Origin of the sequence: Nitrobacter winogradskyi Nb-255, assembly GCF_000012725.1 — a bacterium.
GTDB lineage: Bacteria > Pseudomonadota > Alphaproteobacteria > Rhizobiales > Xanthobacteraceae > Nitrobacter > Nitrobacter winogradskyi.
This window is the reverse complement of the sequence record NC_007406.1, coordinates 2,369,709-2,395,229: the sequence shown is the minus strand read 5'-3', so window position 1 is coordinate 2,395,229 and position 25,521 is coordinate 2,369,709. Positions and strand designations below refer to the sequence as shown.

The 25,521-nt window shown below is 62.2% G+C and carries 29 protein-coding genes, 1 tRNA gene and 1 pseudogene; 21 read left to right on the top strand and 10 right to left on the bottom strand.

The window, feature by feature from the left end:
- Nucleotides 1-25: 25 nt before the first annotated feature.
- Together NWI_RS11475 and NWI_RS11470 are read left to right on the top strand one after the other, a co-directional pair.
- Nucleotides 26-718, top strand: coding sequence for an XdhC family protein (locus NWI_RS11475; protein WP_011315423.1), 693 nt, complete (start codon nt 26-28; stop codon nt 716-718).
- Nucleotides 715-2,319, top strand: coding sequence for an NTP transferase domain-containing protein (locus NWI_RS11470; RefSeq protein ID WP_011315422.1), 1,605 nt, complete (start codon nt 715-717; stop codon nt 2,317-2,319). The genes NWI_RS11475 and NWI_RS11470 overlap by 4 nt, the downstream gene beginning before the upstream one ends.
- A gap of 31 nt (nt 2,320-2,350) precedes the next feature.
- On the opposite strand, the gene bcsS is transcribed toward NWI_RS11470, so the two are convergent.
- The 3 genes from bcsS to NWI_RS11455 form a co-directional block, all read right to left on the bottom strand.
- Nucleotides 2,351-3,052, bottom strand: coding sequence for a cellulose biosynthesis protein BcsS (gene bcsS / locus NWI_RS11465; RefSeq protein ID WP_244374905.1), 702 nt, complete (start codon nt 3,050-3,052; stop codon nt 2,351-2,353).
- 169 nt (nt 3,053-3,221) lie between these two features.
- Nucleotides 3,222-3,683 (bottom strand): DUF488 domain-containing protein, encoded by a 462-nt coding sequence (locus NWI_RS11460; RefSeq protein WP_011315420.1) that lies wholly within the window; start codon nt 3,681-3,683, stop codon nt 3,222-3,224.
- An 11-nt stretch (nt 3,684-3,694) separates the two neighbouring features.
- Nucleotides 3,695-4,498: a DUF72 domain-containing protein gene (locus tag NWI_RS11455; protein ID WP_011315419.1), complete on the bottom strand. Its 804-nt coding sequence runs from the start codon at nt 4,496-4,498 to the stop codon at nt 3,695-3,697.
- Between the two features lie 290 nt (nt 4,499-4,788).
- On the opposite strand from NWI_RS11455, the gene NWI_RS11450 reads away from it, so the two are divergent.
- The 4 genes from NWI_RS11450 (at nt 4,789) to NWI_RS11435 (ending at nt 8,063) form a co-directional block, all read left to right on the top strand.
- On the top strand, nt 4,789-5,919 hold the full coding sequence (locus tag NWI_RS11450) for a glycosyltransferase (protein ID WP_011315418.1): 1,131 nt from the start codon (nt 4,789-4,791) through the stop codon (nt 5,917-5,919).
- A gap of 7 nt (nt 5,920-5,926) precedes the next feature.
- Nucleotides 5,927-7,423, top strand: coding sequence for a glycosyltransferase family 39 protein (locus NWI_RS11445; RefSeq protein WP_011315417.1), 1,497 nt, complete (start codon nt 5,927-5,929; stop codon nt 7,421-7,423).
- Between the two features lie 231 nt (nt 7,424-7,654).
- Nucleotides 7,655-7,879, top strand: coding sequence for a hypothetical protein (locus NWI_RS11440; protein WP_011315416.1), 225 nt, complete (start codon nt 7,655-7,657; stop codon nt 7,877-7,879).
- Nucleotides 7,866-8,063 (top strand): hypothetical protein, encoded by a 198-nt coding sequence (locus NWI_RS11435; RefSeq protein ID WP_041345038.1) that lies wholly within the window; start codon nt 7,866-7,868, stop codon nt 8,061-8,063. Before NWI_RS11440 ends, NWI_RS11435 begins: the two co-directional genes overlap by 14 nt.
- 241 nt (nt 8,064-8,304) lie before the next feature.
- Here NWI_RS11435 and groL read toward each other — a convergent pair whose 3' ends face one another.
- Nucleotides 8,305-9,942 (bottom strand): chaperonin GroEL, encoded by a 1,638-nt coding sequence (groL, locus tag NWI_RS11430; protein WP_011315415.1) that lies wholly within the window; start codon nt 9,940-9,942, stop codon nt 8,305-8,307.
- A 40-nt stretch (nt 9,943-9,982) separates the two neighbouring features.
- Complete coding sequence (groES, locus tag NWI_RS11425) at nt 9,983-10,300, bottom strand: co-chaperone GroES (protein WP_011315414.1); 318 nt, start codon at nt 10,298-10,300, stop codon at nt 9,983-9,985.
- Between the two features lie 422 nt (nt 10,301-10,722).
- On the opposite strand from groES, the gene NWI_RS11420 reads away from it, so the two are divergent.
- The 4 genes from NWI_RS11420 (at nt 10,723) to NWI_RS11405 (ending at nt 13,390) form a co-directional block, all read left to right on the top strand.
- Complete coding sequence (locus tag NWI_RS11420) at nt 10,723-11,022, top strand: usg protein (protein WP_011315413.1); 300 nt, start codon at nt 10,723-10,725, stop codon at nt 11,020-11,022.
- Nucleotides 11,023-11,194: 172 nt separating this feature from the next.
- The gene (locus tag NWI_RS11415) at nt 11,195-11,935 is read left to right on the top strand and encodes a competence/damage-inducible protein A (protein ID WP_011315412.1); all 741 of its coding nucleotides are present in this window, start codon (nt 11,195-11,197) and stop codon (nt 11,933-11,935) included.
- Between the two features lie 99 nt (nt 11,936-12,034).
- Complete coding sequence (gene gpt, locus NWI_RS11410) at nt 12,035-12,541, top strand: xanthine phosphoribosyltransferase (protein WP_011315411.1); 507 nt, start codon at nt 12,035-12,037, stop codon at nt 12,539-12,541.
- 243 nt (nt 12,542-12,784) lie between these two features.
- Complete coding sequence (locus NWI_RS11405; protein ID WP_011315410.1) at nt 12,785-13,390, top strand: 2-hydroxychromene-2-carboxylate isomerase; 606 nt, start codon at nt 12,785-12,787, stop codon at nt 13,388-13,390.
- A gap of 15 nt (nt 13,391-13,405) precedes the next feature.
- Here NWI_RS11405 and NWI_RS11400 read toward each other — a convergent pair whose 3' ends face one another.
- Nucleotides 13,406-13,804, bottom strand: coding sequence for a hypothetical protein (locus NWI_RS11400; RefSeq protein ID WP_011315409.1), 399 nt, complete (start codon nt 13,802-13,804; stop codon nt 13,406-13,408).
- 155 nt (nt 13,805-13,959) lie between these two features.
- Here NWI_RS11400 and NWI_RS11395 point away from each other — a divergent pair.
- From NWI_RS11395 to NWI_RS11380, 4 genes are all read left to right on the top strand, one after another.
- Nucleotides 13,960-14,048: transfer RNA gene (locus tag NWI_RS11395), tRNA-Leu, on the top strand.
- Nucleotides 14,049-14,120: 72 nt separating this feature from the next.
- Complete coding sequence (locus NWI_RS11390; RefSeq protein ID WP_011315408.1) at nt 14,121-14,303, top strand: hypothetical protein; 183 nt, start codon at nt 14,121-14,123, stop codon at nt 14,301-14,303.
- A gap of 145 nt (nt 14,304-14,448) precedes the next feature.
- On the top strand, nt 14,449-15,720 hold the full coding sequence (locus NWI_RS11385; protein WP_011315407.1) for an aminopeptidase: 1,272 nt from the start codon (nt 14,449-14,451) through the stop codon (nt 15,718-15,720).
- Between the two features lie 86 nt (nt 15,721-15,806).
- The gene (locus NWI_RS11380) at nt 15,807-16,196 is read left to right on the top strand and encodes a hypothetical protein (RefSeq protein WP_011315406.1); all 390 of its coding nucleotides are present in this window, start codon (nt 15,807-15,809) and stop codon (nt 16,194-16,196) included.
- 50 nt (nt 16,197-16,246) lie between these two features.
- On the opposite strand, the gene NWI_RS11375 is transcribed toward NWI_RS11380, so the two are convergent.
- Both NWI_RS11375 and NWI_RS17035 read right to left on the bottom strand, forming a co-directional pair.
- Nucleotides 16,247-17,485: an FAD-dependent monooxygenase gene (locus tag NWI_RS11375; protein WP_011315405.1), complete on the bottom strand. Its 1,239-nt coding sequence runs from the start codon at nt 17,483-17,485 to the stop codon at nt 16,247-16,249.
- Complete coding sequence (locus NWI_RS17035) at nt 17,458-17,703, bottom strand: zinc-finger domain-containing protein (protein ID WP_011315404.1); 246 nt, start codon at nt 17,701-17,703, stop codon at nt 17,458-17,460. The genes NWI_RS11375 and NWI_RS17035 overlap by 28 nt, the downstream gene beginning before the upstream one ends.
- A 405-nt stretch (nt 17,704-18,108) precedes the next feature.
- On the opposite strand from NWI_RS17035, the pseudogene NWI_RS11365 reads away from it, so the two are divergent.
- A pseudogene (locus NWI_RS11365) lies at nt 18,109-19,220 on the top strand (hypothetical protein).
- 55 nt (nt 19,221-19,275) lie between these two features.
- Nucleotides 19,276-20,028 (top strand): alpha/beta fold hydrolase, encoded by a 753-nt coding sequence (locus tag NWI_RS11360; protein WP_011315401.1) that lies wholly within the window; start codon nt 19,276-19,278, stop codon nt 20,026-20,028.
- Here NWI_RS11360 and NWI_RS11355 read toward each other — a convergent pair.
- Nucleotides 19,986-21,350: a hypothetical protein gene (locus NWI_RS11355; protein ID WP_187147970.1), complete on the bottom strand. Its 1,365-nt coding sequence runs from the start codon at nt 21,348-21,350 to the stop codon at nt 19,986-19,988. The two genes, NWI_RS11360 and NWI_RS11355, sit on opposite strands and share 43 nt — an antisense overlap.
- 259 nt (nt 21,351-21,609) lie before the next feature.
- Here NWI_RS11355 and cysE point away from each other — a divergent pair, with 259 nt between their 5' ends.
- Together cysE and NWI_RS11345 are read left to right on the top strand one after the other, a co-directional pair.
- Nucleotides 21,610-22,440: a serine O-acetyltransferase gene (cysE, locus tag NWI_RS11350; RefSeq protein WP_011315399.1), complete on the top strand. Its 831-nt coding sequence runs from the start codon at nt 21,610-21,612 to the stop codon at nt 22,438-22,440.
- A 99-nt stretch (nt 22,441-22,539) separates the two neighbouring features.
- A complete protein-coding gene (locus NWI_RS11345) occupies nt 22,540-22,758 on the top strand; it encodes a DUF3126 family protein (protein ID WP_011315398.1) in 219 nt (72 codons plus the stop codon).
- 10 nt (nt 22,759-22,768) lie between these two features.
- On the opposite strand, the gene NWI_RS11340 is transcribed toward NWI_RS11345, so the two are convergent.
- Nucleotides 22,769-23,485, bottom strand: a complete 717-nt coding sequence (locus NWI_RS11340; RefSeq protein ID WP_011315397.1) for a hypothetical protein — start codon at nt 23,483-23,485, stop codon at nt 22,769-22,771.
- Nucleotides 23,486-23,687: 202 nt separating this feature from the next.
- On the opposite strand from NWI_RS11340, the gene NWI_RS11335 reads away from it, so the two are divergent.
- The 3 genes from NWI_RS11335 (at nt 23,688) to NWI_RS11325 (ending at nt 25,167) form a co-directional block, all read left to right on the top strand.
- Nucleotides 23,688-24,017: a DUF6949 family protein gene (locus NWI_RS11335; RefSeq protein WP_011315396.1), complete on the top strand. Its 330-nt coding sequence runs from the start codon at nt 23,688-23,690 to the stop codon at nt 24,015-24,017.
- A gap of 55 nt (nt 24,018-24,072) precedes the next feature.
- Nucleotides 24,073-24,603, top strand: coding sequence for a gamma carbonic anhydrase family protein (locus NWI_RS11330; protein WP_011315395.1), 531 nt, complete (start codon nt 24,073-24,075; stop codon nt 24,601-24,603).
- Between the two features lie 99 nt (nt 24,604-24,702).
- Nucleotides 24,703-25,167 (top strand): FKBP-type peptidyl-prolyl cis-trans isomerase, encoded by a 465-nt coding sequence (locus NWI_RS11325; RefSeq protein WP_011315394.1) that lies wholly within the window; start codon nt 24,703-24,705, stop codon nt 25,165-25,167.
- Nucleotides 25,168-25,521 lie beyond the last annotated feature (354 nt).

Here is a 25,521-nt window from a genome sequence, read left to right as displayed (position 1 = left end):
ATGCATTTGATCCCGGACGTTTCTCGTGAACCTTGCCACCCTTTCAGCGATCAATGCCGAGCGAGCCGCGCGGAGGCCGGTGATCGTGGTGACCGATATCGGTAATGGCGCGCAGCGCCTCGTGAAGGCCGTCGACATCGCCCGTGATCCGCTGCATATCGAACTGGAGCGTCATCTGCGTATGGGCAAGAGCAGCGTGATTGAAGTCGAGGGCCGGAAGCTGTTTCTGAACGTCTATGCGCCGACGGCAAAACTTGTGATCATCGGCGCGGTTCATATCAGTCAGGCGCTGGCGCCGCTGGCGCGTTCGCTCGGCTATGACGTCACCGTGGTCGATCCGCGCTCGGCATTTGCAAGTCCGGCGCGCTTTCCTGACGTGAGGCTGATCGCTGAATGGCCGGACGTTGCGCTGCCGCCGCTCAACATCGATCATTATACAGCCTTCGTTGCTCTCACTCATGATCCCAAGATCGACGATCCCGCGCTGTTGCACGCGCTGGAGCGCGACTGCTTCTACATCGGAGCGCTGGGTTCGCGGAATACCCACGGTCAGCGCGCCGTTCGCCTGAAAGCAAAGGGCGTTTCCGAGGCCGGCATCGAACGCATTCACGCGCCGATTGGCCTGGAAATCGGCGCGATCACGCCCGCCGAGATCGCCGTCGCCATCATGGCGGAGATCACGGCGCAGCTACGGTTGCCGAAAGCGAGCGCGGCATGAAATTTGGCCCCGCTACTCCGGACGACGCCCTTGGCGGCGTTACCGTTCATACCCTGCGGCAGGGTGCGTTTGTGCTCAAGAAGGGCACCATCATCGGTCCAATGGAGGTTGAGGCGCTCAACAGAGCGGGGGTGAAGGAGATCGTCGTCGTCCGCCTCGAGGACGGCGATGTGTCCGAGGATGTGGCGGCCGCGGACGTCGCGAAAGCCGTCGCCGGTGAAGGCGTCACGGTGGAGCGGGCGTTTACCGGCCGGGCCAATCTGTTCGCCGCGCGGGCCGGCGTGCTGGTGATCGATCGCCCGGCGGTCAACCGTATCAACAATATCGATGAAGCCATTACGTTCGCCACGCTGCCGGCCTGCAAGCCGGTCGTGCAGGGGGAGATGGTCGCCACCGTCAAGCTGATTCCGTTCGGCGTGGAGGCGAAGCTGCGCGATGCCGCGGTGGCGGCGGCACGACGTGACGTGTTGCGCGTTTTGCCTTACCGTATCAAGCGCGTCGGCATCGTCTCGACCATGCTCCCAGGTCTTGCGCCGAAGGTAATCGACAAGACCTTGCGCGTGACCGCCGAGCGTCTTGCTCCGGCGGGCGCGACCATCATTGCCGAGCGACGCGTGCCGCACGAGGAGGCCGTGCTGTCGGCCGCGATCAAGGAAATGCTCGATCTCGGCGCCGAGCTGGTCATCGTGTTCGGCGCATCCGCGATCGCCGACCGTCGCGATGTCATCCCCGCGGCTCTCACCAGCGCCGGCGGCGTGGTCGAGCATTTCGGCATGCCGGTCGATCCCGGAAACCTGCTCCTGATCGGGAAAGCGCGCGGCGTGCCGGTGCTGGGTGCGCCGGGCTGCGCGCGGTCCCCCGTTGAGAACGGGTTCGACTGGGTGCTGATGCGCCTTCTCGCCGGATTGAAGGTCGCCAAACGCGACCTGACCGGCATGGGAGTGGGCGGTCTGCTGATGGAAATCGTGACGCGGCCGCAACCGCGTATCTCACCTGCGGCCGACAGTAACTGCAATATCGCCGCGCTGATCCTCGCCGCCGGGTGTTCGACCCGCATGGGCGGTCCCAACAAGCTGTTGGCGGAGGTAGGCGGCAAGCCGCTGCTGCGCATCGTGACAGAGCAGGTGCTGGCATCAAAAGCGTCGAGCGTAACCGTGGTCACCGGCCATCAGGCCGCGGAGGTCGAGCGCACGCTGCGAGGGCTTAACGTCACATTCGTATATAATCCGGATTTTCCCGAGGGCCTTGCCAGTTCCATCAGGGTCGGGATCGGCGCGATCCCGAAAGAGGCAGGAGGCGCGCTGGTCTGCCTTGGGGATATGCCGCTGGTCGATGCGGATCTCATTGATCAGCTGATCGCGGCCTTCGCACCGGATCGCGGCCAGTTGATCGCCGTGCCTGTCAGCGACGGCAGGCAGGGCAATCCGGTGTTGTGGTCGCGGCGCTTCTTCGGCGAGCTCATGTCGCTTGACGGCGACATTGGCGGGCGCCACCTGCTCGCGAGTCATGCCGCGGCGGTGGCGGAAGTCTCTGTCGATACTCACGGCGCGTTCTTCGATATCGATACGCCTCAAGCACTGGCGGCGGTTCAACGCGGCTGACACCGCTCTGTCAGAGGCTCCATTGAAAACTTCACTTTCGGAACAGGGCGCTGATGCGTCCGTAAACGCCGTTGCGGTCGAAACTATCCTGCACGAGACCGACGCCGGCCGACCATTCCAGCACCCCGGTCCTGAAACCCGTGACGTGCGCGCCGAGCCGGTACTGGGTGCTGAACCGATCGGTGGACATGGATACTTCGGGTCCGATCCAGAACCGGTCGAACAAGCGCCAGCCCGCCGCGGCGCGGGCGCTGTAAACCGAGTTGATGGTGGTGACGGCGGCGGCGGCGGCGACCATCATCGCCGGCGTGGGCTCCCACCAAAGCTCGCTCGCCAACTGGACGCCGAAACGGCTTCCGCTCAGCTTGTCGATCTGGACGGCGGGTTTGAAGCCACGGATTTCGATGGTTGGACCGGCAAACACCCGGACCTCGAGATCACCGCGCTTGATTCGCCAGCCGGGCAGGGCCGAGGCGCGGAAGATGTTGGTGGTGAAGCGACGCGTCGCGGTGTCGTAAAATTCAATGTTGTCGGACATGAACAGGCGAACCAGAAAGCCGTCCTTGTTCAGGTCGCCCTGAGGAGCCAGCAGCATTCCGTCATAGCCGGCCAGTCCGTTGCGCCAGACGTCGACGCCGCTGAAAAACAGGAATCGTTCGGGTTTGGAGCCGCCGATGAGATTGTCGGTCAGCGGTGGACCGGTTACGGGCTGGGCCGCTGACCGACTGATCATCGGCCACGCCAGCAAGGCGGCCATGCAAACTGCGCGCACGCTCACCAACGTCCCCGAGCCCCCGCAAGCTCCAAACGCCCCTACGTACAACTACTGATAGCAGGCGGGCGGGGTGTCGCGTAGTGAACAATATGGAAACACCCTCAGGGTTTTTTTAACCTTTGAGTTTTCAAAGCGGCCGCGCGATCAGGTTTTCCACCGTGACGCCGTTGCGGGTTTCGATGGTCTCTGCGATCCATCGACGGTGACAATGCTGATGGTCGCGCTCATAGCAGAGAATGCAGACCGGTCCGGACTGCCTCACAAGCGCCGAGAGTTGGTCGATTTCCTCGCGGGCCTGCGGCGTCTTCAGGTGCGCGGCGTAAATCTCGTGCAGCAGGTCGAATTTGCCGCTGCGCCGGGCCAGCCTGCCTTGCTTTGGCGTTCCAAGCCCCCGCAGGTGCAGGTAGGCGATGCCGCGATCGCCGAGACTTGCGGCAAGCTGGTTCTTTGAGAAGCCGGGACGGCGGGACGATGTGACCGCGCGGACATCGACCAGCCACTTGATGCCGGCCCGTTGGAGTTCGTCGAGGACGGCATTGGCCGGGGTCTGCTCGTAACCGATGGTGAAGAGGGGCGTGGGTGACTTCATGCCGTGTTCCTTTACGTCACCCGCGCAATCAACTCCATCGCGCCCGCAGGTGCGCGCACCTTGCCTTCATGAATCACATAGGCGAACACGTCGCGCGGCGCTTTCTTCGGTCGGGCTTCGTCCACGCGCGGCAGATCGTCGGGTTCCTCCCCCGCGGCCCATGATTTAAAGCGCTTCGCCCAGGCGTCGAGCTGCTCCGGAGGATAGCAGGTCCTGATCTCGTCGCTGCCCCTTTGCAGGCGCGCATAGACGAAATCCCCGACGACATCGGCGATCGCCGGATACTTGCCATGTTCGGCGAATACGACCGGGACCTGGAACTGGCGCAGGAGCGAGATGAAGGCCGGCGTGCGGAAGCTGTCATGGCGCACCTCGACGACGTGCCGCAGCGTATGTCCCTCCAGCTTTCGCGGCAGGATCTCAAGGAACTTGCCGAAATCGCATTCGTCGAATGCCTTGGTCGGCGCGAACTGCCACAGCACTGGTCCGAGATGGTCGCCCAGTGCCAGCACGCCTGAATCATAGAAACGTTGCACCGAATCGCCGGCTTCGGCCAGCACCCGGCGATTGGTAGCGAAGCGCGGGCCCTTCAGAGAGAATATAAAGCCGTCAGGCACCTCGAGCGCCCATTTGCGAAAGCTTTCCGGCTTCTGCGATCCGTAATAGGTGCCGTTGATCTCGATCGAGGTCAGCTTGGAGGCGGCATATGCCAGCTCTTTCGCTTGCGCGAGCTTCTCCGGGTAGAAGACGCCGCGCCAGGGCGCGAAGGTCCAGCCGCCGATTCCGATATAAATGTTGCCTGCTTTACTCGCCATTGGGGCCCTGCCTCTTGCGGACGCTCGGATCGTACCTACCTTAAACGCAACGGCGATGTCGAAGCCCGCTCCATCGCCGGAACGACCACGGGATGACTGGGCTGCGCCGGATGTACGCGCGCTCCGTTGTTCGTGGTCGTTGGCTTCGGCCAGCTCCCCATACATCTTCGGCTTTTATCGGGATTGGCTTTTATCAGAATTTCCCGCTCCCGGCCGGTTCGGTCCTGTGTCCGCTGGCCTGATGCCCGTCATCTTGGCATTGCCAGCCGCCGCGGATATATGCTGGCGCCATGAATCAAGCCATCAGACCGGAGCCGGTCGAGCCATCAATCAGTATGCCGCGCCAGCTTTCGGTCGTCGTGCCCACCTTCAACGAGCGCGACAACGTGGTTGCGTTGTACCAGAAGCTGACCGCTGCGCTGAAGGGAATCGCGTGGGAGGTCATCTATGTGGATGACAATTCCCCCGACGGAACCTCGGACGTGGTGCGCGAACTGGCCGCGGTCGATCCCCGTGTTCGCTGCATCAGGCGCGTCGGCCGCCGCGGGCTGTCCGGCGCATGCATCGAGGGTATTCTGGCCTCGAGCGCGCCGTGCGCCGCGGTGATGGATGCCGACCTTCAGCACGATGAAACCCGGTTGCCGGCTATGCACGGGCTGCTGGAAAGCAACGCCGCCGACCTCGTCGTCGGCAGCCGCTACATCGAAGGCGGCAGCGCAGACAGCTTCGACAAGCAGCGCGCGGGCTTCAGCATGCTGGCAACCTCGGTCGCGAAGAAGCTGCTGCGCATCGAGATCGCCGACCCCATGAGCGGCTTTTTCATGATTCGCCGCGACCGTTTCGAACGGCTTGCGCCTGAGCTTTCGACCCAGGGCTTCAAGATCCTGCTCGACGTGATCGCGACGGCGCGCGGCGCGTTGCGTGTCCGGGAGATTCCCTACACTTTCGGCTCGCGTCTGCACGGCGAGAGCAAGCTGGATTCGATGGTCGCGCTGGACTTCCTCGGCCTCGTGCTGGCGAAGCTGACTCATGATGCCGTATCGCTGCGGTTCCTGCTGTTTGCTCTGGTGGGATCGGTCGGCGTCGTCGTGCATTTCGTCGGCCTGTTTGTCGCGCTCGAAGTGCTGGCCTGGCCATTTCCGCACTCGCAGGCCTTCGGCGCGATCCTGGCGATGACGAGCAACTTCCTGCTCAACAATTTCCTGACCTATCGCGACCAGCGCCTGAAAGGACTTGGCATTGTTCGCGGCCTCCTGATTTTCTATCTGGTGTGCAGCGTCGGCCTGCTCGCCAATGTCGGTGTCGCGTTTTCGGTCTACGATCAGAAGCCGATCTGGTGGCTGGCGGGCGCGGCCGGTGCGCTGATGGGCGTGGTCTGGAATTACGCGGTGTCCAGCCTGTTCGTCTGGCGCAGGCGATAGCACGGCGATGCGCCTGGCCGGGACGTGGTCTGTCCGCGCCGTCGTTCTTACGGTCCTCGCGCTGGTGGCGTTGCGGCTGGTCTGCGCGGCGCTGACGCCGCTGACCTTCGACGAAGCCTATTACTGGACATGGTCGAAACATCTGGCCGGCGGTTATTACGATCATCCGCCGCTGGTGGCGGTGGTGATCCGCCTCGGCGCCATGATCGCGGGCGATACCGAACTCGGCGTGCGGCTGGCGTCGATCCTGCTCGTGCTACCGATGAGCTTTGCGGTTTACCGCACGACGATGCTGCTGTTTGGCAGTGCGCACGCGGCGGCGTCCGCGGCTGTTTTTCTCAATGTCACGCTGATGGTCGCGGCCGGCACCGTGATCGTCACTCCCGACGCGCCATTGATGGCGGCATCGAGTTTCGTGCTGCTGTTCCTTGCTGAACTGCTGGTGAGCGGGCGCGGCGCCTGGTGGCTCGCGGTCGGCGCTGCGGTCGGCGCGGCGCTGCTGTCGAAGTATACCGCGCTATTCTTCGGACCGGTGATCCTGATCTGGCTGTTGACTGTACCTGAGTTGCGGCGCTGGCTGCGGACGCCGTGGCCCTATCTCGGGGGTCTGGTGGCGCTGGCGATCTTCTCGCCGGTCATCATCTGGAATGCCGAGCACCATTGGGTGTCGTTCGCCAAGCAGTTCGGCCGCGCGCGCGTCGATCAGTTCACCCTTCGCTATATCGTCGAACTGATCCCGACCCAGATCGCCTTTGCGACGCCGCCGGTGTTTGCGCTCGCCGCGATGGGGCTGTTTGCATTGTCGAAGCGCGGCGAGGGCACGCGCGCCGCGCGCGTGCTGATCAATGCGACGGTGTGGACGCTGACGCTCTATTTCGTCTGGCATTCGCTGCATGGCCGCGTCGAGGCCAACTGGTTCGGGCCGATCTATCCGGCGCTGGCGATCGCGGCGGCGGTCGCTTCCGACGTCGCGCGCTGGCAGCCGTGCGGCCGGAATTTCGCCGATGCGTGCCGCCGCTGGGCGCTGCCGGTGGGCGTCGGCATGTTCGTGGCTCTGGTGGTGCAGGTGAACACCGGCGTTCTCTCGGCCTATCGGCGTGATGCCTCGGTGCGCAGCGTCGGCGTTGGGGTGCGCGAGCTTGCCGCCGGGATCGAGGCGTTGCGCGATAAAAACGGCGCACGGTGCGTGCTCGCTCAGGGGTATGGCGTGACGAGCTGGCTCCGGTTCTACCTGCCGGAGGGCACATGCGTCGCGCAGCACTTCGAGCGCATTCGCTGGATCAACGCCCCGCCGCCGGACGCGGACCAGCTCGCGGGCCGGCTGCTTTTCGTCGATGACGGCTCCAGCAACTGGCCGCCGGTTGCGCACTCTTTCAATCAGGTCGAGAAGATCGCAACCCTCGAACGCAAGCGTGGTCCGCTGACGATCGAGACCTTCGCGATCAATGTGGTGGCGGAGCCCAAGGGCGACGTGCTCGCGCCGCTGCCGGTGGAACTGAGGTAGCGCGCGTGGTGCTTGTACTTTTCGCACCAATGGTCCGTGCTGGAATGCGGACATGCGATATCGTCACTGTTGATTTTTTGGATTGAGCGTTTGCGCCAAGGGATTGTCGGCATTCCGGCCACTGTGGTAGCGGCGTTTGTCCTCTATTTGGTTGGGCATTAGATGAACGGGCCGACTGAACTCCAGAAATCGCTTGTGAAGGAAATGACATATGTCCGGGGGCGGATAATAATGTCTTACGCGCAGGTCGAATTTCTGCTGGCCGATATCGCAGTAAAGCTAGAGCTGAAGTTTCCTTATCCAATCGACAAGCGTATCAAGGCGGTGCGGCGCATTGCAGAGCGCGAAGGCTACGAGGCCTATAGGTTTGAGTTAGAGAAGGCTTGCGAGGATCTTCTGAAGTACAACGATCTGCGCAAATCTAGCGCATGGTTTCATTTCATTGACCACCGATAGGAAAGAGAATCATCGCTTCGAGCTTCTGATGTATGAGCGGGAGGGAGAGGGAAAATTCAAACTGATGCGGGCTTATACAACGTTGCCCCAGCTACAGGATGCTGCAGAAGACATTACGGTCTATGTGCAAAACGTGGTTGATCTGTTTAAGCATATTTATCTCGAAAAGAAGCTCGAAGAATAGATTTAGATTGGCACCGGCAACTTTCAGGGTCGCCATGGAAGAGTTCAAGTTGCATTTCCGAGTGAGTTTGCGTTGCCAGCGATAAAGCCATGCGTTTCCGCTAGGCTTTTTTGTATTCGCTGTGCGACGTAGTGCTTCCGTTCTGCATCGCGTTCGGCGTGACGAGTCTCGAGCTTGTAAAAATGAAAACCCCGGCATCGCTGCCGGGGTTTGCATTTCGTGAATTGCTCGAACGAGTGGATCAGAAATCCATGCCGCCCATGCCGCCGCCCGGCATCGCCGGGGCAGGGCTGTTCTTCTTCGGCAGTTCGGCGACCATCGCTTCGGTGGTGATCAGAAGCGAGGCGACGGATGCGGCGTTCTGGATCGCGGTGCGCACGACCTTGGTCGGGTCGATGATGCCCTTGGAGATCAGGTTGCCGTAGTCGCCGGTCTGCGAGTCGAAGCCGTAGGAATACTGCTCCTTCTCGAGGATCTTGCCGACGATGACGCTGCCGTCCTCGCCCGCGTTGATCGCGATCTGGCGGGCCGGCGCGGACAGCGCCTTGCGCACGATCTCGACGCCGGTCTTCTGGTCGTCGTTCTGGGTCTTGATGCGCTTGAGCTGCTCGGAAGCACGGAGCAGGGCGACGCCGCCGCCCGGCACGATGCCTTCCTCGACCGCCGCGCGGGTCGCGTGCATCGCGTCGTCCACGCGATCCTTGCGCTCCTTCACCTCGACCTCGGTCGCGCCGCCGACGCGGATCACCGCGACGCCGCCCGCGAGCTTGGCCAGACGCTCCTGCAGCTTCTCGCGGTCGTAGTCCGAGGTGGTCTCCTCGATCTGCGCCTTGATCTGCGCCACGCGCGCCTCGATGTCGGCCTTCTTGCCGGCGCCGTTGACGATCGTGGTGTTTTCCTTGTCGATCATCACCTTCTTGGCGCGGCCGAGCATCTGCAGCGTGACGTTCTCGAGCTTGATGCCGAGGTCTTCGCTGATCGCCTGACCGCCGGTCAGGATCGCGATGTCCTGCAGCATGGCCTTGCGGCGGTCGCCGAAGCCTGGCGCCTTGACGGCCGCGACCTTGAGGCCGCCGCGCAGGCGGTTGACCACCAGCGTCGCCAGAGCCTCGCCCTCGACGTCTTCCGCGACGATAACCAGCGGTTTGCCGGTCTGCACCACGGCTTCGAGCAGCGGCAGCAGTTCATTCAGCGAGGACAGCTTCTTCTCGTTGATCAGGATGTAGGCGTCGTCCATCTCGACGCGCATCTTTTCGGCGTTGGTGACGAAGTAGGGCGAGATGTAGCCGCGGTCGAACTGCATGCCCTCGACGACATCGAGTTCGGTCTCCAGCGACTTGGCTTCCTCGACGGTGATGACACCCTCGTTGCCGACCTTCTTCATGGCGTCGGCGAGGAACTTGCCGATTTCGGAATCGCCGTTGGCCGAGATGGTGCCGACCTGGGCGATTTCCTCGTTCGAGGTGACTTTCTTGGAGTTGCGGCTGAGGTCTGCGACCACGGCTTCGACGGCGAGATCAATACCACGCTTCAGGTCCATCGGGTTCATGCCGGCGGCGACCGACTTGGCGCCTTCCTTCACGATTGCCTGGGCCAGAACCGTCGCGGTGGTGGTGCCGTCGCCGGCCGCGTCTGCTGACTTGGAGGCGACTTCGCGCACCATCTGCGCGCCCATGTTCTCGAACTTGTCGTCAAGCTCAATTTCCTTGGCGACGGTGACGCCGTCCTTGGTGATGCGGGGCGCGCCGAACGACTTTTCGAGCACGACGTTGCGGCCCTTCGGACCCAGCGTCACCTTCACGGCATTGGCGAGGATGTCCACGCCGCGCAGCATCTTGTCGCGAGCGTCGACGCCGAATTTGACATCTTTGGCTGACATGTTGAGTTGTTCCTTTGAATGATCGTGCAGGGAATGGCGCTCAGGCGGCCTTCTTCTTGGCGGGCGCGACGTCGGTGAGGACGCCCATGATGTCGGATTCCTTCATGATCAGGAGATCCTGACCCTCGATCTTGACCTCGGTGCCGGACCACTTGCCGAACAACACGCGGTCGCCGACCTTGAGGTCGATCGGGATCAGCTTGCCGGCCTCGTCGCGGCCGCCGGGGCCGACGGCGACAACCTCGCCCTGCGAGGGCTTTTCCTTGGCCGTGTCGGGAATGATGATGCCGCCTGCGGTCTTCTCTTCTGCGTCGATGCGCTTGACCACGACGCGGTCGTGAAGCGGACGGAATTTCATGCAGTCCTCCTAAGACATTGAAAATCTGTGATGTTTGTGAATTCTGGCAGTCAATACCAGCGAGTGCCAGCATGACCGCACAGGACATAAGGCACGCTCGGGACGTGGACAAGGGTGAGAGGCGGATTTTTTAAGCAATCCAGGGTGGAGACTGCCAATGTGGTTCATCCGATCCTCGCAACGGCAAATCCATTGTTAGCAGGCGCGGTAAGTCGCTGCCAGAACTAAGTTAATCAACATGCTATTCTGTTGCCCACCTTGCGATCGGGGCGGGGCGGTGTCACATTTTCTGGATGATCCGTCGAAGAATGGCGGCCGTCAGCCAACGGTTCGAAGCCGGGTCTATGGAGGCATTGGCGCGATCGGGGAAGCCAGTCCGTCACTTCGCCGATGGCGCAGCCTCCTTCCAGGGAGGTTTGGACATGGTTTCGAAGGATGATGTGCGGCCCGGCGGCGTTACCGACGACTTTCGCAAGCAGGTGCTCGGCTATGGTTTGACGACTGCGGAAATCCTGTACCGCCGGCCCGATCGGCAGTGGCTGTTGCAGAGTTACGTCTGGCAGAATTACGACATGTTTCCGAAGTTTCCGGTGCTGTGCGACTTCCTCGCCTTTTGGGAAAAGCAGCTCGACGGTCCACTGGTTTCCGTGACGGTCGCGCATTCGAGGCTGATCAAGCCTGCGGAATTGCGCGCGGTGGATGGCGTGTTTCGTCTGCATTGAGGCGAGCCTCACGATGGAACGCCGCCGGCTCTTGCCGTTCCGCAGTTGGAGGCGCGCGTCTTGACGCTGGCGTGGCTGCGGGTCATGTGATGATCACGAATGCGCGCAGCCGTGTCACGATCGCTTCCTTGCGTGGCGAGCGACAAGAGCCTGCTGACGGCGAGGAGAGGTGATGGGTGATATTGTCACCGCGGGCGTTCTGGTGATCGGAGATGAAATCCTGTCCGGCAGGACGAAGGACAAAAACATCGGATTCATCGCGGAATACCTGACGAATATCGGAATCGATCTCAAGGAGGTTCGAATCGTCGCCGACGACGAATCCGATATCGTCGCGGCGGTGAACGCGCTTCGGGCGCGTTACACCTATGTCTTCACCACCGGAGGGATCGGCCCCACGCATGACGACATCACCGCCGACAGCGTCGCGAAAGCCCTGGATGTCAGCATCGATCATCATCCCGAAGTGGTGGCGCGTTTCAAGGAGCGCTACCAGAAGCCCGGCGAGTTGAATGAGGCGCGGTTGCGGATGGCGCGCATTCCCCAGGGAGCCCAACCGATTCAAAGCGCAACCATTCTGGCGCCCGGTTTCCGCATCGACAACGTTATCGTCATGGCGGGCGTGCCTTCGATCATGCAAGCGATGATGGATATCGTCGCGCCGACGCTGCGGGTCGGCGATCGGATGCTGTCGGAATCGGTGCGCGGCAACTGCCGTGAGGGTGACATCGGCACGCCGCTGCGCGAGATCGCCGAGGCGCATCCGGACACCGCAATCGGCAGTTATCCGTTCCTCGACGAGAACGGCAAGCCGAACACGAGCATCGTGGTGCGATCCCGCGATCAGGCCAACCTGACAACGGCAATGGACGCCGTGAAGGCGATGCTGGCGACGCTCAAGGTGCTTCAGTAACGGTCATTCGTTGTTCCTGTTGGCGTGCTTGCACTCAAGTCCAGGGACATGCTTCGCTCGAAAGCGCTATCAAGAAAACACTCCTGACGGAATCACCAAGTGAGCGCTCACAAAACACCCGACAAGGCTTTCCCGGTGTCCTGGGACCAGTTTCATCGCGACTGCCGCGCGCTGAGCTGGCGGTTGAACGAGACCGGACCCTTCCATGCGGTGGTCGCGATCACGCGCGGCGGTCTCGTTCCCGCCGCGATCGTGGCGCGCGAACTGGGTGTCCGCGTGATCGATACGGTGTGCATCGCAAGCTATGATCATCTCCACAAAAGCGAACTGAAGGTGCTGAAAGGCATCTCCGATATGACGGTGAAGCTCGGCGGCGGCTCAGGCAGGAATCTTCTGGTCGTCGACGATCTTGTCGACACCGGCGCCACCGCGCGCGTGGTGCGCGGCATGATTCCGGATGCGCATTTCGCTACCGTCTACGCCAAGCCGCTCGGCAAGCCGCTGGTCGATACGTTTATCACCGAGGTTTCGCAGGATACCTGGATCTATTTTCCGTGGGATCTCGATCTTGCCTTCGCCCCGCCATTGCGCGACGGCGCGGCGTAGAAATTCTTCGCCGTTCCTGCCTGCAACAGGAAAGAAAACGCGGTCGTTTCAAACGGGATAATGCGTCACGCTGTGATCCATCGTGCGCGCATGGCGGACATCGCGCGATCTTACATAAAAGTGCGACGGGTTCTTCCTATGATCGACATCGTGACATCGAATCCTGAGCGTCATGTTGTGTCAAGGTTGACAAGCCATGGGTCGGCGGGCCAATCCGATCGGACGAATTAAAGGAAGCAGCCCATGATCGAATTCTTCTTCGATTGCGCCAGTCCCTGGACCTATCTCGCTTTCCACAACATCCAGCCATTGGCGAAAGAATTCGGTGCGCAGATTTCGTGGCGGCCGGTTCTGGCCGGCGGAATATTCAATGCCGTCAATCCGAGCGTTTCCGCCGCGCGGGAAAATCCGGTGGCGGCGAAGGTTCACTACTTGAAGAAGGATCTCGCGGATTGGGCGCGGCTGGCTGGACTCACGATCAGGATGCCGCCGACGGTGTTTCCAGTGAACAGCGTCAAGGCGATGCGCGGCTGTCTATGGCTCGGCAACGACGCGATGGTGCCGTTCGCGAGGTCGGTGTTCGAGGCCTATTGGCGCGATGACAAGGACATCTCGCGTGAACCGGTGCTGGCCGAGATTTGCAGGTCGCTCGACATCGATCCTGAAATGCTTCTGACCGGCATCGGAGATGAGGGTATCAAGAACGAACTCAAGGCCAACACCGACGAGGCGATCGCGCGCGGCGCGTTCGGATCGCCGACGATCTTCCTGAACAAGACAGACATGTATTTCGGCAACGACCGTCTGCCCCTGATCCGCGAGGCGTTGCAACGGAAGAAGGCCGCGTAATGCTCGCGGCGATTCTTATTCTTCCTTCACCTTTGAAGCGAGATAGGCGCGGGCGCGCGTCACCAGTCGAATCTGCTCGGAGTTGTTAATTCGCATCGCCGCGACCATCTCGACCACCTTCTCGGCCTCTTTCAGCCTGGTTTCGGCGGCGATACGACGCCTGCCTTCGTTGCCGAGTTGCTCGCCGATGGATCGGTGGGATTGATCCAATGCGTCCCATTCCGCCTTGGCGTTGTTGATTGCCTGAGCCTGGGATTCGATGAGGTCGGCGGCTTCCGCGCAAGCCTTTGCGGCATCCTTCACGACGACGCCATGCCAAAGCTCGGTGAGGTTGCTCTGATAGCCGTCCTTGAGCATCTCGGCGTCCTGCCGCAACCGCTCCACCAGGTTCGTCACGTCGTCGGTTGAGGTCATGGGTGCATCTCCTGCATCGTTTCATTGCCGAGTGAACGCATTTGCAGAACGCGCGGGTCCTTTGCAATACCGCCATTGCATTTCCCCTATAAGTGTCTGAAAAGAAAAGCGCGCGGGCATGGCGGAATCGGTAGACGAAGGGACTTGAAATCGCCGCCCCCATGGCGAAATTGGTAGACGCAACAGACTTAAAATCTGTAGTCCCGTCAGGGACGTACCCGTTCGACTCGGGTTGGGGGCACCATTTTGTGAACCGGCGCCGGCCCGCTCCGCCCGCAGGCGCGCCGGTGACAGCGAGAATCTGGAGACAGGACAGGTGACCGATTATCGAGTCTACATCCTTAACGACAAAGGCCACATTCAGAGCGACACGCTCATCGTGAGCGATGATGACGCCCAGGCCATCGAAGCTGCAAAGAAGTTGGTCGGCGTCCGTCACGTGGAAATGTGGGACGGGGAGCGTCTGGTCGGACGCTTCAAGACGACGCCTGACGGCTAGAAACTGTTTCAACTGCGTTGAATCAGACTCGTCGCTTATTTTTTGTTAGAGCATGATCTTATCCGAAAACCGGTTTCCACTTTTCGGGATCGTGCTCTAGTCGGCGGCCCTGATTTAAGCCCGCGCCATTTTGGGATAAGTTCGCATGACCCAGCATCAGCGCAATATCATCACGCCGATCGATCCGGTGAAGCTGGATCGTCTGGCGGAAGTCGCGGTCAAGGTCGGCCTGCGGCTTGCGCCGGGACAGGATCTTCTGATCACCGCGCCCGCGGTGGCGCTGCCGCTGGTCCGGCGGATCGCCGAACATGCCTATCGGGCGGGGGCGGGGCTGGTGACGCCGTTTTTCTCCGACGAAGACATCACGTTGTCGCGTTACAGGTTCGGGCCGGACCAGAGTTTCGATCGCGCCGCCGGATGGCTCTATGAGGGCATGGCGAAGGCGTTCGCGGCCAACACCGCGCGGCTTGCCATCGTCGGCGACAATCCGATGCTGCTGTCGGGCGAAGACGCAGCGAAAGTCGCCCGCGCCAACAAGGCGAATTCCGTGGCCTACCAGCCGGCGCTTGAAAAGATCGTCGGTTTCGACGTCAACTGGAACATCGTCGCTTATCCGGGCGAGGCGTGGGCCAGACTGATGTTTCCCGACGACAGCCCGGACGGCGCGGTGGCGAAGCTTGCGGAGGCGATTTTTTCGGCCTCGCGCGTCGACGACGATGATCCGGTGGCGAACTGGACCGCGCACAATGCGGCGTTGCGCCAGCGGACCGACTGGCTCAACAGCCAGCGCTTCCATGCCTTGCATTACGCCGGACCGGACACCGACCTCACGGTCGGTCTGGCCGACGGTCATGAATGGGTGGGCGGCGCTTCCATGGCCAGGAATGGCATCATCTGCAATCCGAACATCCCGACCGAGGAGGTGTTCACGACGCCTCATGCCTTGCGGGTCGAGGGGCGCGTCCGAAGCACCAAGCCGCTGTCGTATCAGGGCACGCTGATCGAGGGGATCGCGGTGCGCTTCGAGCAGGGGCGGATCGTCGAGGCCCACGCGTCGCGCGGCGCCGACGTACTCAACAAGGTGCTGGATACGGACGAGGGCGCGCGGCGGCTCGGAGAGGTGGCGCTGGTGCCGCATTCCTCGCCGATTTCGAAGAGCGGTCTGTTATTCTACAACACGTTGTTCGATGAAAACGCGGCGAGCCACATCGCGCTCGGCCAGTGCTATTCGAAGTGCTTCGTCGGCGGCGAGAAGCTTTCGCCGGAGCAGATAGCGGCGCAAGGCGGCAACAAGAGCTTCATTCACATCGACTGGATGATCGGGTCAGCTGAGACCGATATCGACGGCATCAGCGGCGACGGCAGTCGTGTTCCCGTTTTCCGCAAGGGCGAGTGGGCGCAAGCCGCCCGCGCCTGATCGTTCGATCGGCCTCAATGCGGTCACGAGCCGGTGCTTTTTCGCAGTTTGCCGGGCCTCTCGCCCGGCATCGTCAATGGGGACCCATGCCGGACCGAACCGCGAATGACCGTCGTCTGCGGCTGCCCGCGGTCGTCGCTCTCCTCATCATGGGTGGCGGTCTTGGCGGTTGCGCCAATCTCGGCGACAGCGCCGTCTCGGGCGCGTTCGTTGATCCCGCGAAGTATGATCTCTATGACTGCCCGCAACTTGCCCAGCAGCGCAGGTATCTGGCGACCCGCACGGCGGAGTTGCAGGGGCTGATCGAAAAGGCTCACACCGGCGTCGCGGGTGTCGCCGTTGCCGAAGTCGCGTATCGCAACGACTACATCACCACGCGCGCGTCGGCCAAACTTGCCGATGAAACGTGGCGGAAGAACAGATGTGACGAGGCTTCCGCGGCGCAGGAGACGCCCGCAGGCGACGCTCGCAAGTAATCTTCGTCAGGTGCTCTTCCTGATGAAGGACGGGCCTGGACCATCCCGGTTCAGGGCCGCCAATTGTAGATCCAGTCCTGACGCGCCAGCATACGCTGCGGACCCATCGCCCTGATGGCGAGATCGCGCGCCGAGGCGGCGACGCCCCGAAGATGGTAGATTCGTCCATTTAGTTGCGCGGTGTCTTGCATCCGCGCAACGCGTGCGCGGCGCAGCCCGGCGTAACGCGCGAGCGCGGACGCGACGCTTTCGGAGTTCCCGTTCGCGGCTTCGCCGAGACACCGCGCCAGAACCGCGGCATCCTCGATCGCCATGCCCGCCCCCTGCGCGGCGAACGGCAGCATCGCATGGGCGGCATCGCCGAGCAGGGCTGTGGTGTCGCGGTGCCACGCGGCCATCGGCGGCATCGTGAACAGCGCCCATTTGCGCCAGTGGTCCACCGCGTCGATCATCAAGCGCGCGGGCTGGGGCCAGGACGCCTGCGCGAAAGCGCGCTGGATCTCCGCGGCATCTCCGACCGCGCTCCAGCCGGGCTCAGTCCAGCCGCCAGGGACGACCGCGACCAGGTTGATCCGGCGCCCTCCCGACATCGGATAGGTCACGAGATGCGCGTCCGGACCCATCCAGAGCTGGATGCGCGGCGCGGCCATGTCATGCGGGAGTTGAGCGGTCTCGACGGTCCCACGCCATGCGATCAGGCCGGAAAACAGCGCCGCAGCGTTCGGAAAAAGCCGCCTGCGCAAGGCGGACCATACCCCGTCAGCGCCGATCAGCGCCCATGCGGTCTCCTGCGGGTGTGTCGTGCCGCCGCACACCTCGGCATTCGCGCCGGTGGCATATGCGGCCGCGTCTTCGGCGTTAGCGCCGAGACGCAGCTCGATGCCGGGATGATCGTGAACCTGCTCCAGCAGGGCCGCCTGCAGGTCGGCGCGATGCATCACCCAGTAGGGCGCACCAGCGCGCGAGGCGGCTGCCTCGCCAAGCGGGAGGCGGCAGATCTCGCCGCCGTGCCTTACGCTCATGATGCTGACGGCTTCCGGAATTAGCGCGCGGGCGGACAGCCGCTCATGCAGGCCGAGCCCAATCAGGATACGCGTTGCATTTGGCGAAAGCTGCAGCCCCGCGCCGGCCTCTTCGAGGCGTTCGGCCGTTTCGATGACGAGGACGCGAAACCCTCTCGCCGCCAGCGCCAGCGCCGCCGTCAAGCCTCCGATTCCGGCGCCGGCGATGACGACTGTGCGTAACGTGCGCACAGGGTGGATCAGGCGGCCTTGTCCCTCACCACGCATCCGGGAGGACGGGACTGTCCGGGACCTAGGTCGGCCGCGAAACGATACAGCGTCGAGCAGTAGGGGCAGATGATTTCGCCGTCGTCGCCGAGATCGAGAAAGACGTGCGGATGATCGAACGGAGGATTGGCTCCGACACACATGAACTCCCGCGAGCCGATTTCAATGACGGCGACGCCGGAATCGTTATGGAAGTGGGGAACAACGTGATCGGACATGCTTTCAACCTCAGGTCGTCGCCAGACATCGATACACCGATGACGACGACATCGCGCGGTACCATACTTGTCGGCGCTTCGAATTCCTATAGCGTTTTCAAGTGAAGCGTATCCTCGGGCTTGACCCGAGCATGGTCGGGTTCGGGTAAAGAAAACGCGTCAGATCAAAAAGCCAGAGCAATTTTCCTGACTGACTCGGAAGCGAAGTTCTAGATTATTGTTTTCACCGGGCTTTTCGCGAACCGGTTTCTCGTTCACCTAGAAAATCTGCCGTTTCGTTAGCCATGCAGTTCGACACAATCCTTTCGTTCAAGGGAACCCCTTTTTTGGTGGGACAAGCTGTGCTTGAAAAACGGCATACCACCTTGGGCGTGCAACGAAGGCGCGCCGCGATCGGGATTTTCAATGAGCGAGCGGCGAACGGGCAGCGCGATGACGGCGGCGGCAATCTGCGCGGCGGCGTTCGCCGTGCTGGCGCCACGCGCCACGGATGCCGGAGCCGTTCTGGTTGCCCAGGATGACCCCGTCCGGCTCGCAGATCTTCAGCTTGAATCCGTTCTTCGAAACGATCCTGCGCTGATCGGGCGCAACATCGAGGCGGCGCTGGCGTCGCAGGATCCGGACCTTGCGGGTAGTTTCGTCGATCTTGCGGAAGCCAGGGGGATATCGATCCCCGGCGATTTGACTCAACGCGTCACCGAGGCCGCCGAGGAAGAGAATTCCACCAAGGGCGTCGCAAAGAGATTCTTTTCCGGGCTGGTCACGGGCAATGCCGTCGATGGAGCCAGTCTTTCGGGCACGCTCGCCGGCGATCTTTGCGTATTCGGTGATGTCCGGGACATCGTGCGGGAGGGAAGCCATCTGGCGAAGGGCGAGGATACCGATCGGCTGTTGCTGGGGCTTGCTGTCGCGGGCGTCGCCGTGACCGGCGCCACCTTCGCGACCGTTGGCAGCGCGGCGCCGGCCCGGGTCGGGCTTACCCTGGTCAAGGATGCCCGCAAGGCCGGGCGGCTCGGTGAGGGCCTGAGCCGGTGGGCAGGTCGTTCGGCGCGCGAGATGGTGGATATGCGGCAACTGCAAAAGGCCTTTGCGGCGGGGTCGCTGGCGCAACCGCGCGGACGGCGGTCGCCATCAAGGCCGCGGTTCGCGCAGAGAAAGCCGGCGGACTGGTGCGGCTCGCCAAGGATGTCGGCCGCATCAGCGAGAAGACTGGGACGCGCGGTGCGTTCGACGTTCTGCGGATCGCTCAGGGGCCGAAAGATGTGGCGCGCGCCGCCCGCCTTGCAAAAGCCAAAGGCGGACAGACCCGCGCGATCATCAAGATCCTGGGACGAGGGGCGCTGCTGCTCACCGCCGGTGCATTCAATCTTACGATGTGGGTGTTCAGCGCCGCGCTGGCGCTGTTCGGTTTCCTGTCATCGATCAGGGCCGCGACCGAGCGCCTGACGCTCTCATCGCTGCAACGTTCAAGGGCCAGGCGTCAGCGCCGACTTTCCGCGGTGTCGTCGCCGGCGTAATCGTCCAACCGATCGTTGCTGGCCATCCCGTCTCCACCCAATCACGGAAGCGCTGATGCCGAGCTTTCATCACGGCGAAGTTGAAGTCTCCTACCTCGACGAGGGCGAGGGCGATCCCGTCGTTCTCGTGCACGGCTTTGCGTCGAGCAAGAATGTGAACTGGGTGTATCCGACCTGGGTGTCGGAATTGCGCAAGAACGGATTCCGGGTCATCGCTCTCGACAATCGCGGCCATGGCGATTCCACCAAGCTCTACGATCCGGAAGACTATCACATCGGCACGATGGCGAGCGACGTCACAGCGCTGATGGATCATCTTGGCGTCGCGCGCGCCGATGTCATGGGGTATTCGCTTGGGGCCAGGATCATGGGAATCCTGGCCCATACAAGGCCCGAGCGGGTACGCTCCGGAATCTTCGGCGGGCTTGGCGTCGGCCTGATCGAGGGCGGCGGTCCCGGCGAAAGCGTGGCGAGGGCGCTGGAGGCAGCCTCGCTCGACGACGTTGCCGATCCCTTCGGCCGCACGTTCCGCGCATTCGCCGATCAAACCCGTTCAGACCGTCGTGCGCTGGCGGCCTGCCTGCGCGGATCACGGCGGCTGATGACGGAAGCGGAAGCCGCGAGCATCAGCGTGCCGACGCTGATCGCGGTCGGCAGCAAAGACGAAATCGCAGGCTCCGCGCAGGCGTTGGCGAAGATCATTCCCGGCGCGGAAGTGCTGGATATTCCGAACCGCGACCACATGCGGGCGGTGGGCGACAAGGTCTATAAGGACGGCGTGCTGAAGTTTTTGTCACGCCGGCCGTAAGGCGGATCATGGCGGTGGGCGAGAAATCGCGCCGCGGCGATCAGCACGACGAAGGTCGCGACCCAGACCATTCGCGCGCCGTAGCGGTCGTGGGGGCCTGATAAAACGCCGCAGATGAAGGCATTGCCGAGCAGCGCGACGGTGACCGTGACGGCTAGAAGATCGACGTCGTCAAGCCGCCGGCGCCACAGCGCGGCGAGGGCGATCGCGGCAAGCAACAGCATCGAGGCGAGTGCGACCGGGACGTGGATCCAGTTGATGGCCGTGAATTTCATATTCCAGTGCTGCTGCCGCGCGTCGCGCATGGTCTTCACTTGTTCCGGCAGATAGCGCTCGATGATGCCGTAGGTGTGCGGTATCCATCCGGTGTTGCCTTCGCCGGTGTCGACGCTCACCAGTTGCTCTGCCGTTGCTTCGACCGCGGCTTCGGCCTGCCAGAGCGGGTAGGCCACCAGCGCGTGCGTGGCGATGAACTCCATCTCCCCGTTCATGCCCTCGAAGCGGCCGAGCTTGTCGAATATGCTGTCGTTACCCCAAAGGAAGTCATCCGCCGTTGCCGGCAGTTGATCGCGATAGGGGCACAGCTTCAGCTTGATTTTGTCGCAGTGGTCGTTGAGATAGCGCGCCACGATACCGTCCTGCATCATCCGCCCGAACGATACGGCCGCGCCGCCGGGCGTCCAGGTAAGCTGACCCGTCAACGTGAAGTTGGCGGCCAGCAGCATGGCCGCGCCGGTCACGATGGTGAGGGAACCCTGGATCAGGCCTCCGGTCTGAAGCCTGGGGCCGAGCAACGGCTTGACGATCCATCCCGCGCAGCACAGGCCCAACAGAACACCGAACGTCGCCGTGTGGCTGGCCGCTGCGAAGGACGTAAACAGAAACAGCGAGATCCTCTCGGCGATCGAGAGCTTGCCGTTATGCGCAACGAGGATATAGAGCGTGAGCACCGCCAGCCCCGCGAAAATGTCGGTCAGCAGCATGCTGGCGAGCCAGGGTAGCGCCGTGGCGGCGATCAGGATCAGGGCGATCGTGAGAAGCCGCAATGGCTGCGCCATGTTGAGCACGCGCAGCGTCAAATGCAGGATCCACAGCGTCAGCAGCGCCTGGCATGCCAGGTTGATCCAGAAGTAGGAGCCCTGGCCCAAATGAAGATAGATGCCATACGCGTTCGAGCGGCTGATCTCGAGATGGCTCTCGTACCATCGCGCCAGATAGCCGCCGGTATCATGTTGAAGCAGCGGATAGCCGTTCCAGATCGCGGGGGCGAGCAGAAGAATGGGAATGATGACAGCCGCGATCCAGGCCCAAGGTGCTTCCATGGAGCGCCTGTATAGGACTCGGGTGGAAATGCGTGTTCCTCCGGTTGCGCGGCCCGCCGTTACGCCTATCCCGCCGTTACGCCTATTGAGTGTCCGGCGTAAATGCATAATTTGCTTGAGGTAAATCGATCCGCTCGGGAGATCCCCTGATCAAGGGTCCGGATCTTAAGCAGGCCGAATGAATATTCGCTGAACGGCAAGGACAACCACCTCGCGCCATGTTAAACTGCGAGGCAGAATTCAAGGTTTCGAGACGACCATGGCGATCCAGCACGTCAATCCGCAGAACCCCAAATTCGCTGCGCTCGATCCGATCTGGGATCGCGTCCGCAGCGAGGCCGAAGACATCGTTCGCCGCGAGCCTGAGCTGGCGGCCTTCATCTATTCGGCCGTTCTTCACCATGATCGGCTCGAGGCTGCGGTGGTGCATCGGGTCGCGGAGCGGCTCGACCATTCGGCCCTGTCAGGCGACCTGATCCGCCAGACCTTCGATGAGGCGCTTCGCGACGATCCCGACATCGGCAACGCGTTTCGCGCCGACCTGGTGGCGGTGTATGACCGGGACCCGGCAACGGCGCGGTTCATCGATCCGCTGCTCTATTTCAAGGGGTTCCAGGCCATTCAGACCCACCGCCTTGCGTACTGGCTCTTCCAGAAAGGCCGCAAGGATTTTGCCTATTACCTGCAAAGCCGTTCCTCGTCGGTGTTTCAGGTGGACATCAATCCGGCAGCCAGGATCGGCCGCGGCATTTTTCTCGATCATGCCACCGGGTTTGTGGTTGGCGAAACCGCCGTTATTGAAGATGACGTGTCGATCCTGCATGGCGTGACGCTCGGCGGCACCGGCAAGGAGAACGAGGACCGCCATCCGAAGATCCGTCACGGCGTCATGATCGGCGCGGGCGCGAAAATCCTGGGCAATATCGAGGTCGGACATTGCGCGCGCATCGCGGCCGGATCGGTCGTCGTGAAACCCGTGCCGCACAATGTCACCGTCGCCGGCGTTCCAGCCAGGACGATCGGTCCGGCCGGCTGCTCGGAGCCCTCGCGCACGATGAATCAGATGCTGAACGCGACACTCGAAACATGAGCTTGCCGAGGTTCTCCGGAGCATGAACCCGAAAAGTGGTTTCCACTTTTCGGGATCATGCTCTAGAAGCTCTGCGAACCCTTACATCTGGAGATTGTCGTGAACGTTCAGGAAGTCAGGAAACTCGACGCCTACCTCAAGCGCGTGTTCGGCAACGCCAAGATTCGGGTGGTGCCGCGTCCGAAGAAGGACGACTCGGCCGAGGTCTATATCGGCGAGGAGTTCATTGGCGTGCTGTTCGTCGATGACGAGGATGACGACCGCTCGTTTCAGTTTCAGATGGCCATCCTCGAGGAAGATCTGGCCGACGTTGGTTAACGATCTTGGGTTAACGATCTTGCCCCGGGCGCACTTGCTGCGCGAGCCGTTCCATCGCGCCGGCAACGTCGCGCCACCTGGTCAGCCATTGTCTCGGAAAACGGAACGTCAGGTCGGCATCGCCGATCCGGCGTTCGCTCAGGCACATGCCGGGCGTCATGGCCTCGCGCGTGCATCGCGTCACCAGCGCGGGTGACTGCGCGATAAACAGGTCCTCGCCGGCATATGGCGTTCCGTCGCGGAATGCGTGCATCGATAATCCGTCCTCGGCCTGCGCGCGGGCCGCATCCAGATAGCGCGGGTAGATTGTCCGCACGAGGGTGTCCGGCGCCAGAGAATCGTGATGGGCGGCAATCGACAGGAAGATGCGGTCCAACGCCCGCGGTTCATCTTCGGCGCTTTCGGCGGTGACACGTCTTGGCGCGTCGGGCGTGGCGAGCGAAGGATAGAGGAAACTCAGATCGATCCGCTCCTGCGGTCCGGAATGCCTCTGAACTTTCACGCGGAAGGCGCGCTCCGGCACATTGAACACGGTTTGCCCAATGCTGACCGGCAACCGTTTGTTGTCGTCAGGTGCTTTGGGAGTCCAGGTCGGCCACAACAGATAGGCGACCGCGGTGATCGAAGGCATCGCGATCACGGCGGCGGCGAGAAGCGGGGTCAGGTGATGGGCGCGAGATTTACGTGATCCGCGCGACCGACGCGGAGCGGACAGCAGCAAGGCCATGGGATGGACATTTCCGAGAGGACGAATCAGCCCGCGACTATGCCACGCAATGTGAAGTTTTCATGCGAGAGAGCGGAAGCACTCGCAGTTGCCACGCAACTCGCGGCGTGCGGCGCGTTAACCTTTTCTTAAGGATGAGGTGGCGGGTCAGGCGGCATTTTGCGAAGGGGGGGCGTCGTCGTCGTGAACGGATGCCCCTTTGATGTCGCCGAATGCGTTGAACTCCTTCTTCTCCCTGTGCATCGGGTTCGCCATCGCGGGCGCGCTTGCCAGCGGTTATCAGGCGTTGGTCAAACGGCCGGCCGGCTTCGGATTGCTGCAGCAGGGTGTCGTCGCCCGGGCGTTTGCCGCGGTGCCGTTCCTGGTCTTCGCGGCGCCCTTCATCATCATGCGCAATACACTTCGCGGACGACGCATTGAGCGCCGCCGTTTCGAGTTCGTCATGATGGCGACGGTTGTCGCGGGGTTCTGGAGCCTGATGTCCGGCACCTGCGTGGTTCTGACGCTGAAGGCGGTCGGACTGCTCGCCTGAGCGACGCCGTGGCATTGTCGCCTCTGGAGTGTTTTCGCTATAGCAGGAGACCGTCATGGCGACTTACGAACTCGATGGGCAGGGGCCGGATCTCCCTGAAAGCGGACGCTATTTCATCGCCGAAACCGCCGCGGTGATTGGCAGGGTCCGTCTGCGCGAGAATGCGAGCGTGTGGTTCGGCGCGGTGCTGCGCGGGGATCATGAGTGGATCGAGGTGGGAGCGGGTTCCAACGTTCAGGACGGCTGCACCTGCCACACTGACGAAGGGTTTCCTCTGACCATCGGCAGCGATTGTACCATTGGCCATAACGTTATTCTGCATGGCTGCACGATCGAGGATGGCGCGCTGATCGGCATGGGTTCGATCGTGATGAACGGTGCGCGGGTTGGTCGCGGCTGTATCGTCGGCGCCGGCGCGCTCATCACCGAAGGCAAGCAGTTCGCGGAGTATTCCCTCATCGTCGGCGCGCCGGCGCGCGTGATCCGCACGCTTGAGCCTTCCGAGATCGAGACGACGGGAGGCGGCGCGAAGGCCTACGCCGCGAACGGCCAGCGTTTCCAAAAAGGCCTGAAGCGAACAGGCTGACCCGGTGGAACCTCAACGCTGGGGGTCGCAAAAAGCCGTGGTCGTGGCGTATCTCTTGGGTTAGATGTGGACACCGGTAACAGGCTGGAGAACGTAGCGATGCGGATGCTTCGACATGCGGGCGTTTTGGCGTTTGTTCTCGCGATTGCGTCCGGCGGCGTTATTCTGATCGAGGCCTCGGCTACAGCAGCGGCCCAAACCGCGGAGAAAACCATGACGACAGCATCGGGTTTGCAGATCACGGACACCAAGGTCGGGGATGGTCCGTTGCCCCAGCCGGGCCAGATCTGCATCATGCATTACACCGGCTGGCTCTACGAGAACGGACAGAAGGGCAAGAAATTCGACAGTTCGGTGGATCGCAACGAACCCTTCGAGTTTCCGATCGGCAAGCGTCGCGTGATCGCAGGTTGGGACGAAGGCGTCGCGACGATGAAGGTCGGCGGCAAGCGTACGCTGATCATTCCGCCGGAACTGGGTTACGGCGCGCGCGGCGCCGGCGGCGTCATTCCGCCCAATGCGACGTTGATTTTTGACGTCGAGTTGCTTGGTCTGAAAGGTTGAGATGCTGGCAGCCGGCTGCTTCATAGGTAGCGCGCTGATCGGCTCCAGAGCGGGAAGAGACAAGGTGCGGCGCGGTTTTCCGGCCGCGTTCCGCTTCTCAAAAATACTGAAGGCGATACGTTCATGACCCTGGATCGATTCGATCCAGGGCCATCATGATCTCGAGCATTTCGCTTCTGATTGAATCAGAAGCGAAGCTTTGGATTGTTGTTTGGCGCGTTTTCTTCACGCGAGCCGCTATCCATTCTCGGGGCAACCCGAGGACATGCTTCGCCCGAAAACGCTATAGTCCTCGTCAGCTTTCCCAAAAAGGGTGCGGCCAGCCTCTTGGGGGAAGGCTGGCCGCGCGCGAGC

Coding starts and splice junctions, on each gene's coding strand:
- NWI_RS11470 (WP_011315422.1), top strand. CDS start 715: ATGAAATTTGGCCCCGCTACTCCGGACGACGCCCTTGGCGGCGTTACC.
- bcsS (WP_244374905.1), bottom strand. CDS start 3,052: ATGATCAGTCGGTCAGCGGCCCAGCCCGTAACCGGTCCACCGCTGACC.
- NWI_RS11460 (WP_011315420.1), bottom strand. CDS start 3,683: ATGAAGTCACCCACGCCCCTCTTCACCATCGGTTACGAGCAGACCCCG.
- NWI_RS11455 (WP_011315419.1), bottom strand. CDS start 4,498: ATGGCGAGTAAAGCAGGCAACATTTATATCGGAATCGGCGGCTGGACC.
- NWI_RS11450 (WP_011315418.1), top strand. CDS start 4,789: ATGAATCAAGCCATCAGACCGGAGCCGGTCGAGCCATCAATCAGTATG.
- NWI_RS11445 (WP_011315417.1), top strand. CDS start 5,927: ATGCGCCTGGCCGGGACGTGGTCTGTCCGCGCCGTCGTTCTTACGGTC.
- NWI_RS11440 (WP_011315416.1), top strand. CDS start 7,655: ATGTCTTACGCGCAGGTCGAATTTCTGCTGGCCGATATCGCAGTAAAG.
- groL (WP_011315415.1), bottom strand. CDS start 9,942: ATGTCAGCCAAAGATGTCAAATTCGGCGTCGACGCTCGCGACAAGATG.
- groES (WP_011315414.1), bottom strand. CDS start 10,300: ATGAAATTCCGTCCGCTTCACGACCGCGTCGTGGTCAAGCGCATCGAC.
- NWI_RS11420 (WP_011315413.1), top strand. CDS start 10,723: ATGGTTTCGAAGGATGATGTGCGGCCCGGCGGCGTTACCGACGACTTT.
- NWI_RS11415 (WP_011315412.1), top strand. CDS start 11,195: ATGGGTGATATTGTCACCGCGGGCGTTCTGGTGATCGGAGATGAAATC.
- NWI_RS11405 (WP_011315410.1), top strand. CDS start 12,785: ATGATCGAATTCTTCTTCGATTGCGCCAGTCCCTGGACCTATCTCGCT.
- NWI_RS11400 (WP_011315409.1), bottom strand. CDS start 13,804: ATGACCTCAACCGACGACGTGACGAACCTGGTGGAGCGGTTGCGGCAG.
- NWI_RS11385 (WP_011315407.1), top strand. CDS start 14,449: ATGACCCAGCATCAGCGCAATATCATCACGCCGATCGATCCGGTGAAG.
- NWI_RS11380 (WP_011315406.1), top strand. CDS start 15,807: ATGCCGGACCGAACCGCGAATGACCGTCGTCTGCGGCTGCCCGCGGTC.
- NWI_RS11375 (WP_011315405.1), bottom strand. CDS start 17,485: ATGCGTGGTGAGGGACAAGGCCGCCTGATCCACCCTGTGCGCACGTTA.
- NWI_RS17035 (WP_011315404.1), bottom strand. CDS start 17,703: ATGTCCGATCACGTTGTTCCCCACTTCCATAACGATTCCGGCGTCGCC.
- NWI_RS11360 (WP_011315401.1), top strand. CDS start 19,276: ATGCCGAGCTTTCATCACGGCGAAGTTGAAGTCTCCTACCTCGACGAG.
- NWI_RS11355 (WP_187147970.1), bottom strand. CDS start 21,350: ATGGAAGCACCTTGGGCCTGGATCGCGGCTGTCATCATTCCCATTCTT.
- cysE (WP_011315399.1), top strand. CDS start 21,610: ATGGCGATCCAGCACGTCAATCCGCAGAACCCCAAATTCGCTGCGCTC.
- NWI_RS11340 (WP_011315397.1), bottom strand. CDS start 23,485: ATGGCCTTGCTGCTGTCCGCTCCGCGTCGGTCGCGCGGATCACGTAAA.
- NWI_RS11335 (WP_011315396.1), top strand. CDS start 23,688: ATGTCGCCGAATGCGTTGAACTCCTTCTTCTCCCTGTGCATCGGGTTC.
- NWI_RS11330 (WP_011315395.1), top strand. CDS start 24,073: ATGGCGACTTACGAACTCGATGGGCAGGGGCCGGATCTCCCTGAAAGC.
- NWI_RS11325 (WP_011315394.1), top strand. CDS start 24,703: ATGCGGATGCTTCGACATGCGGGCGTTTTGGCGTTTGTTCTCGCGATT.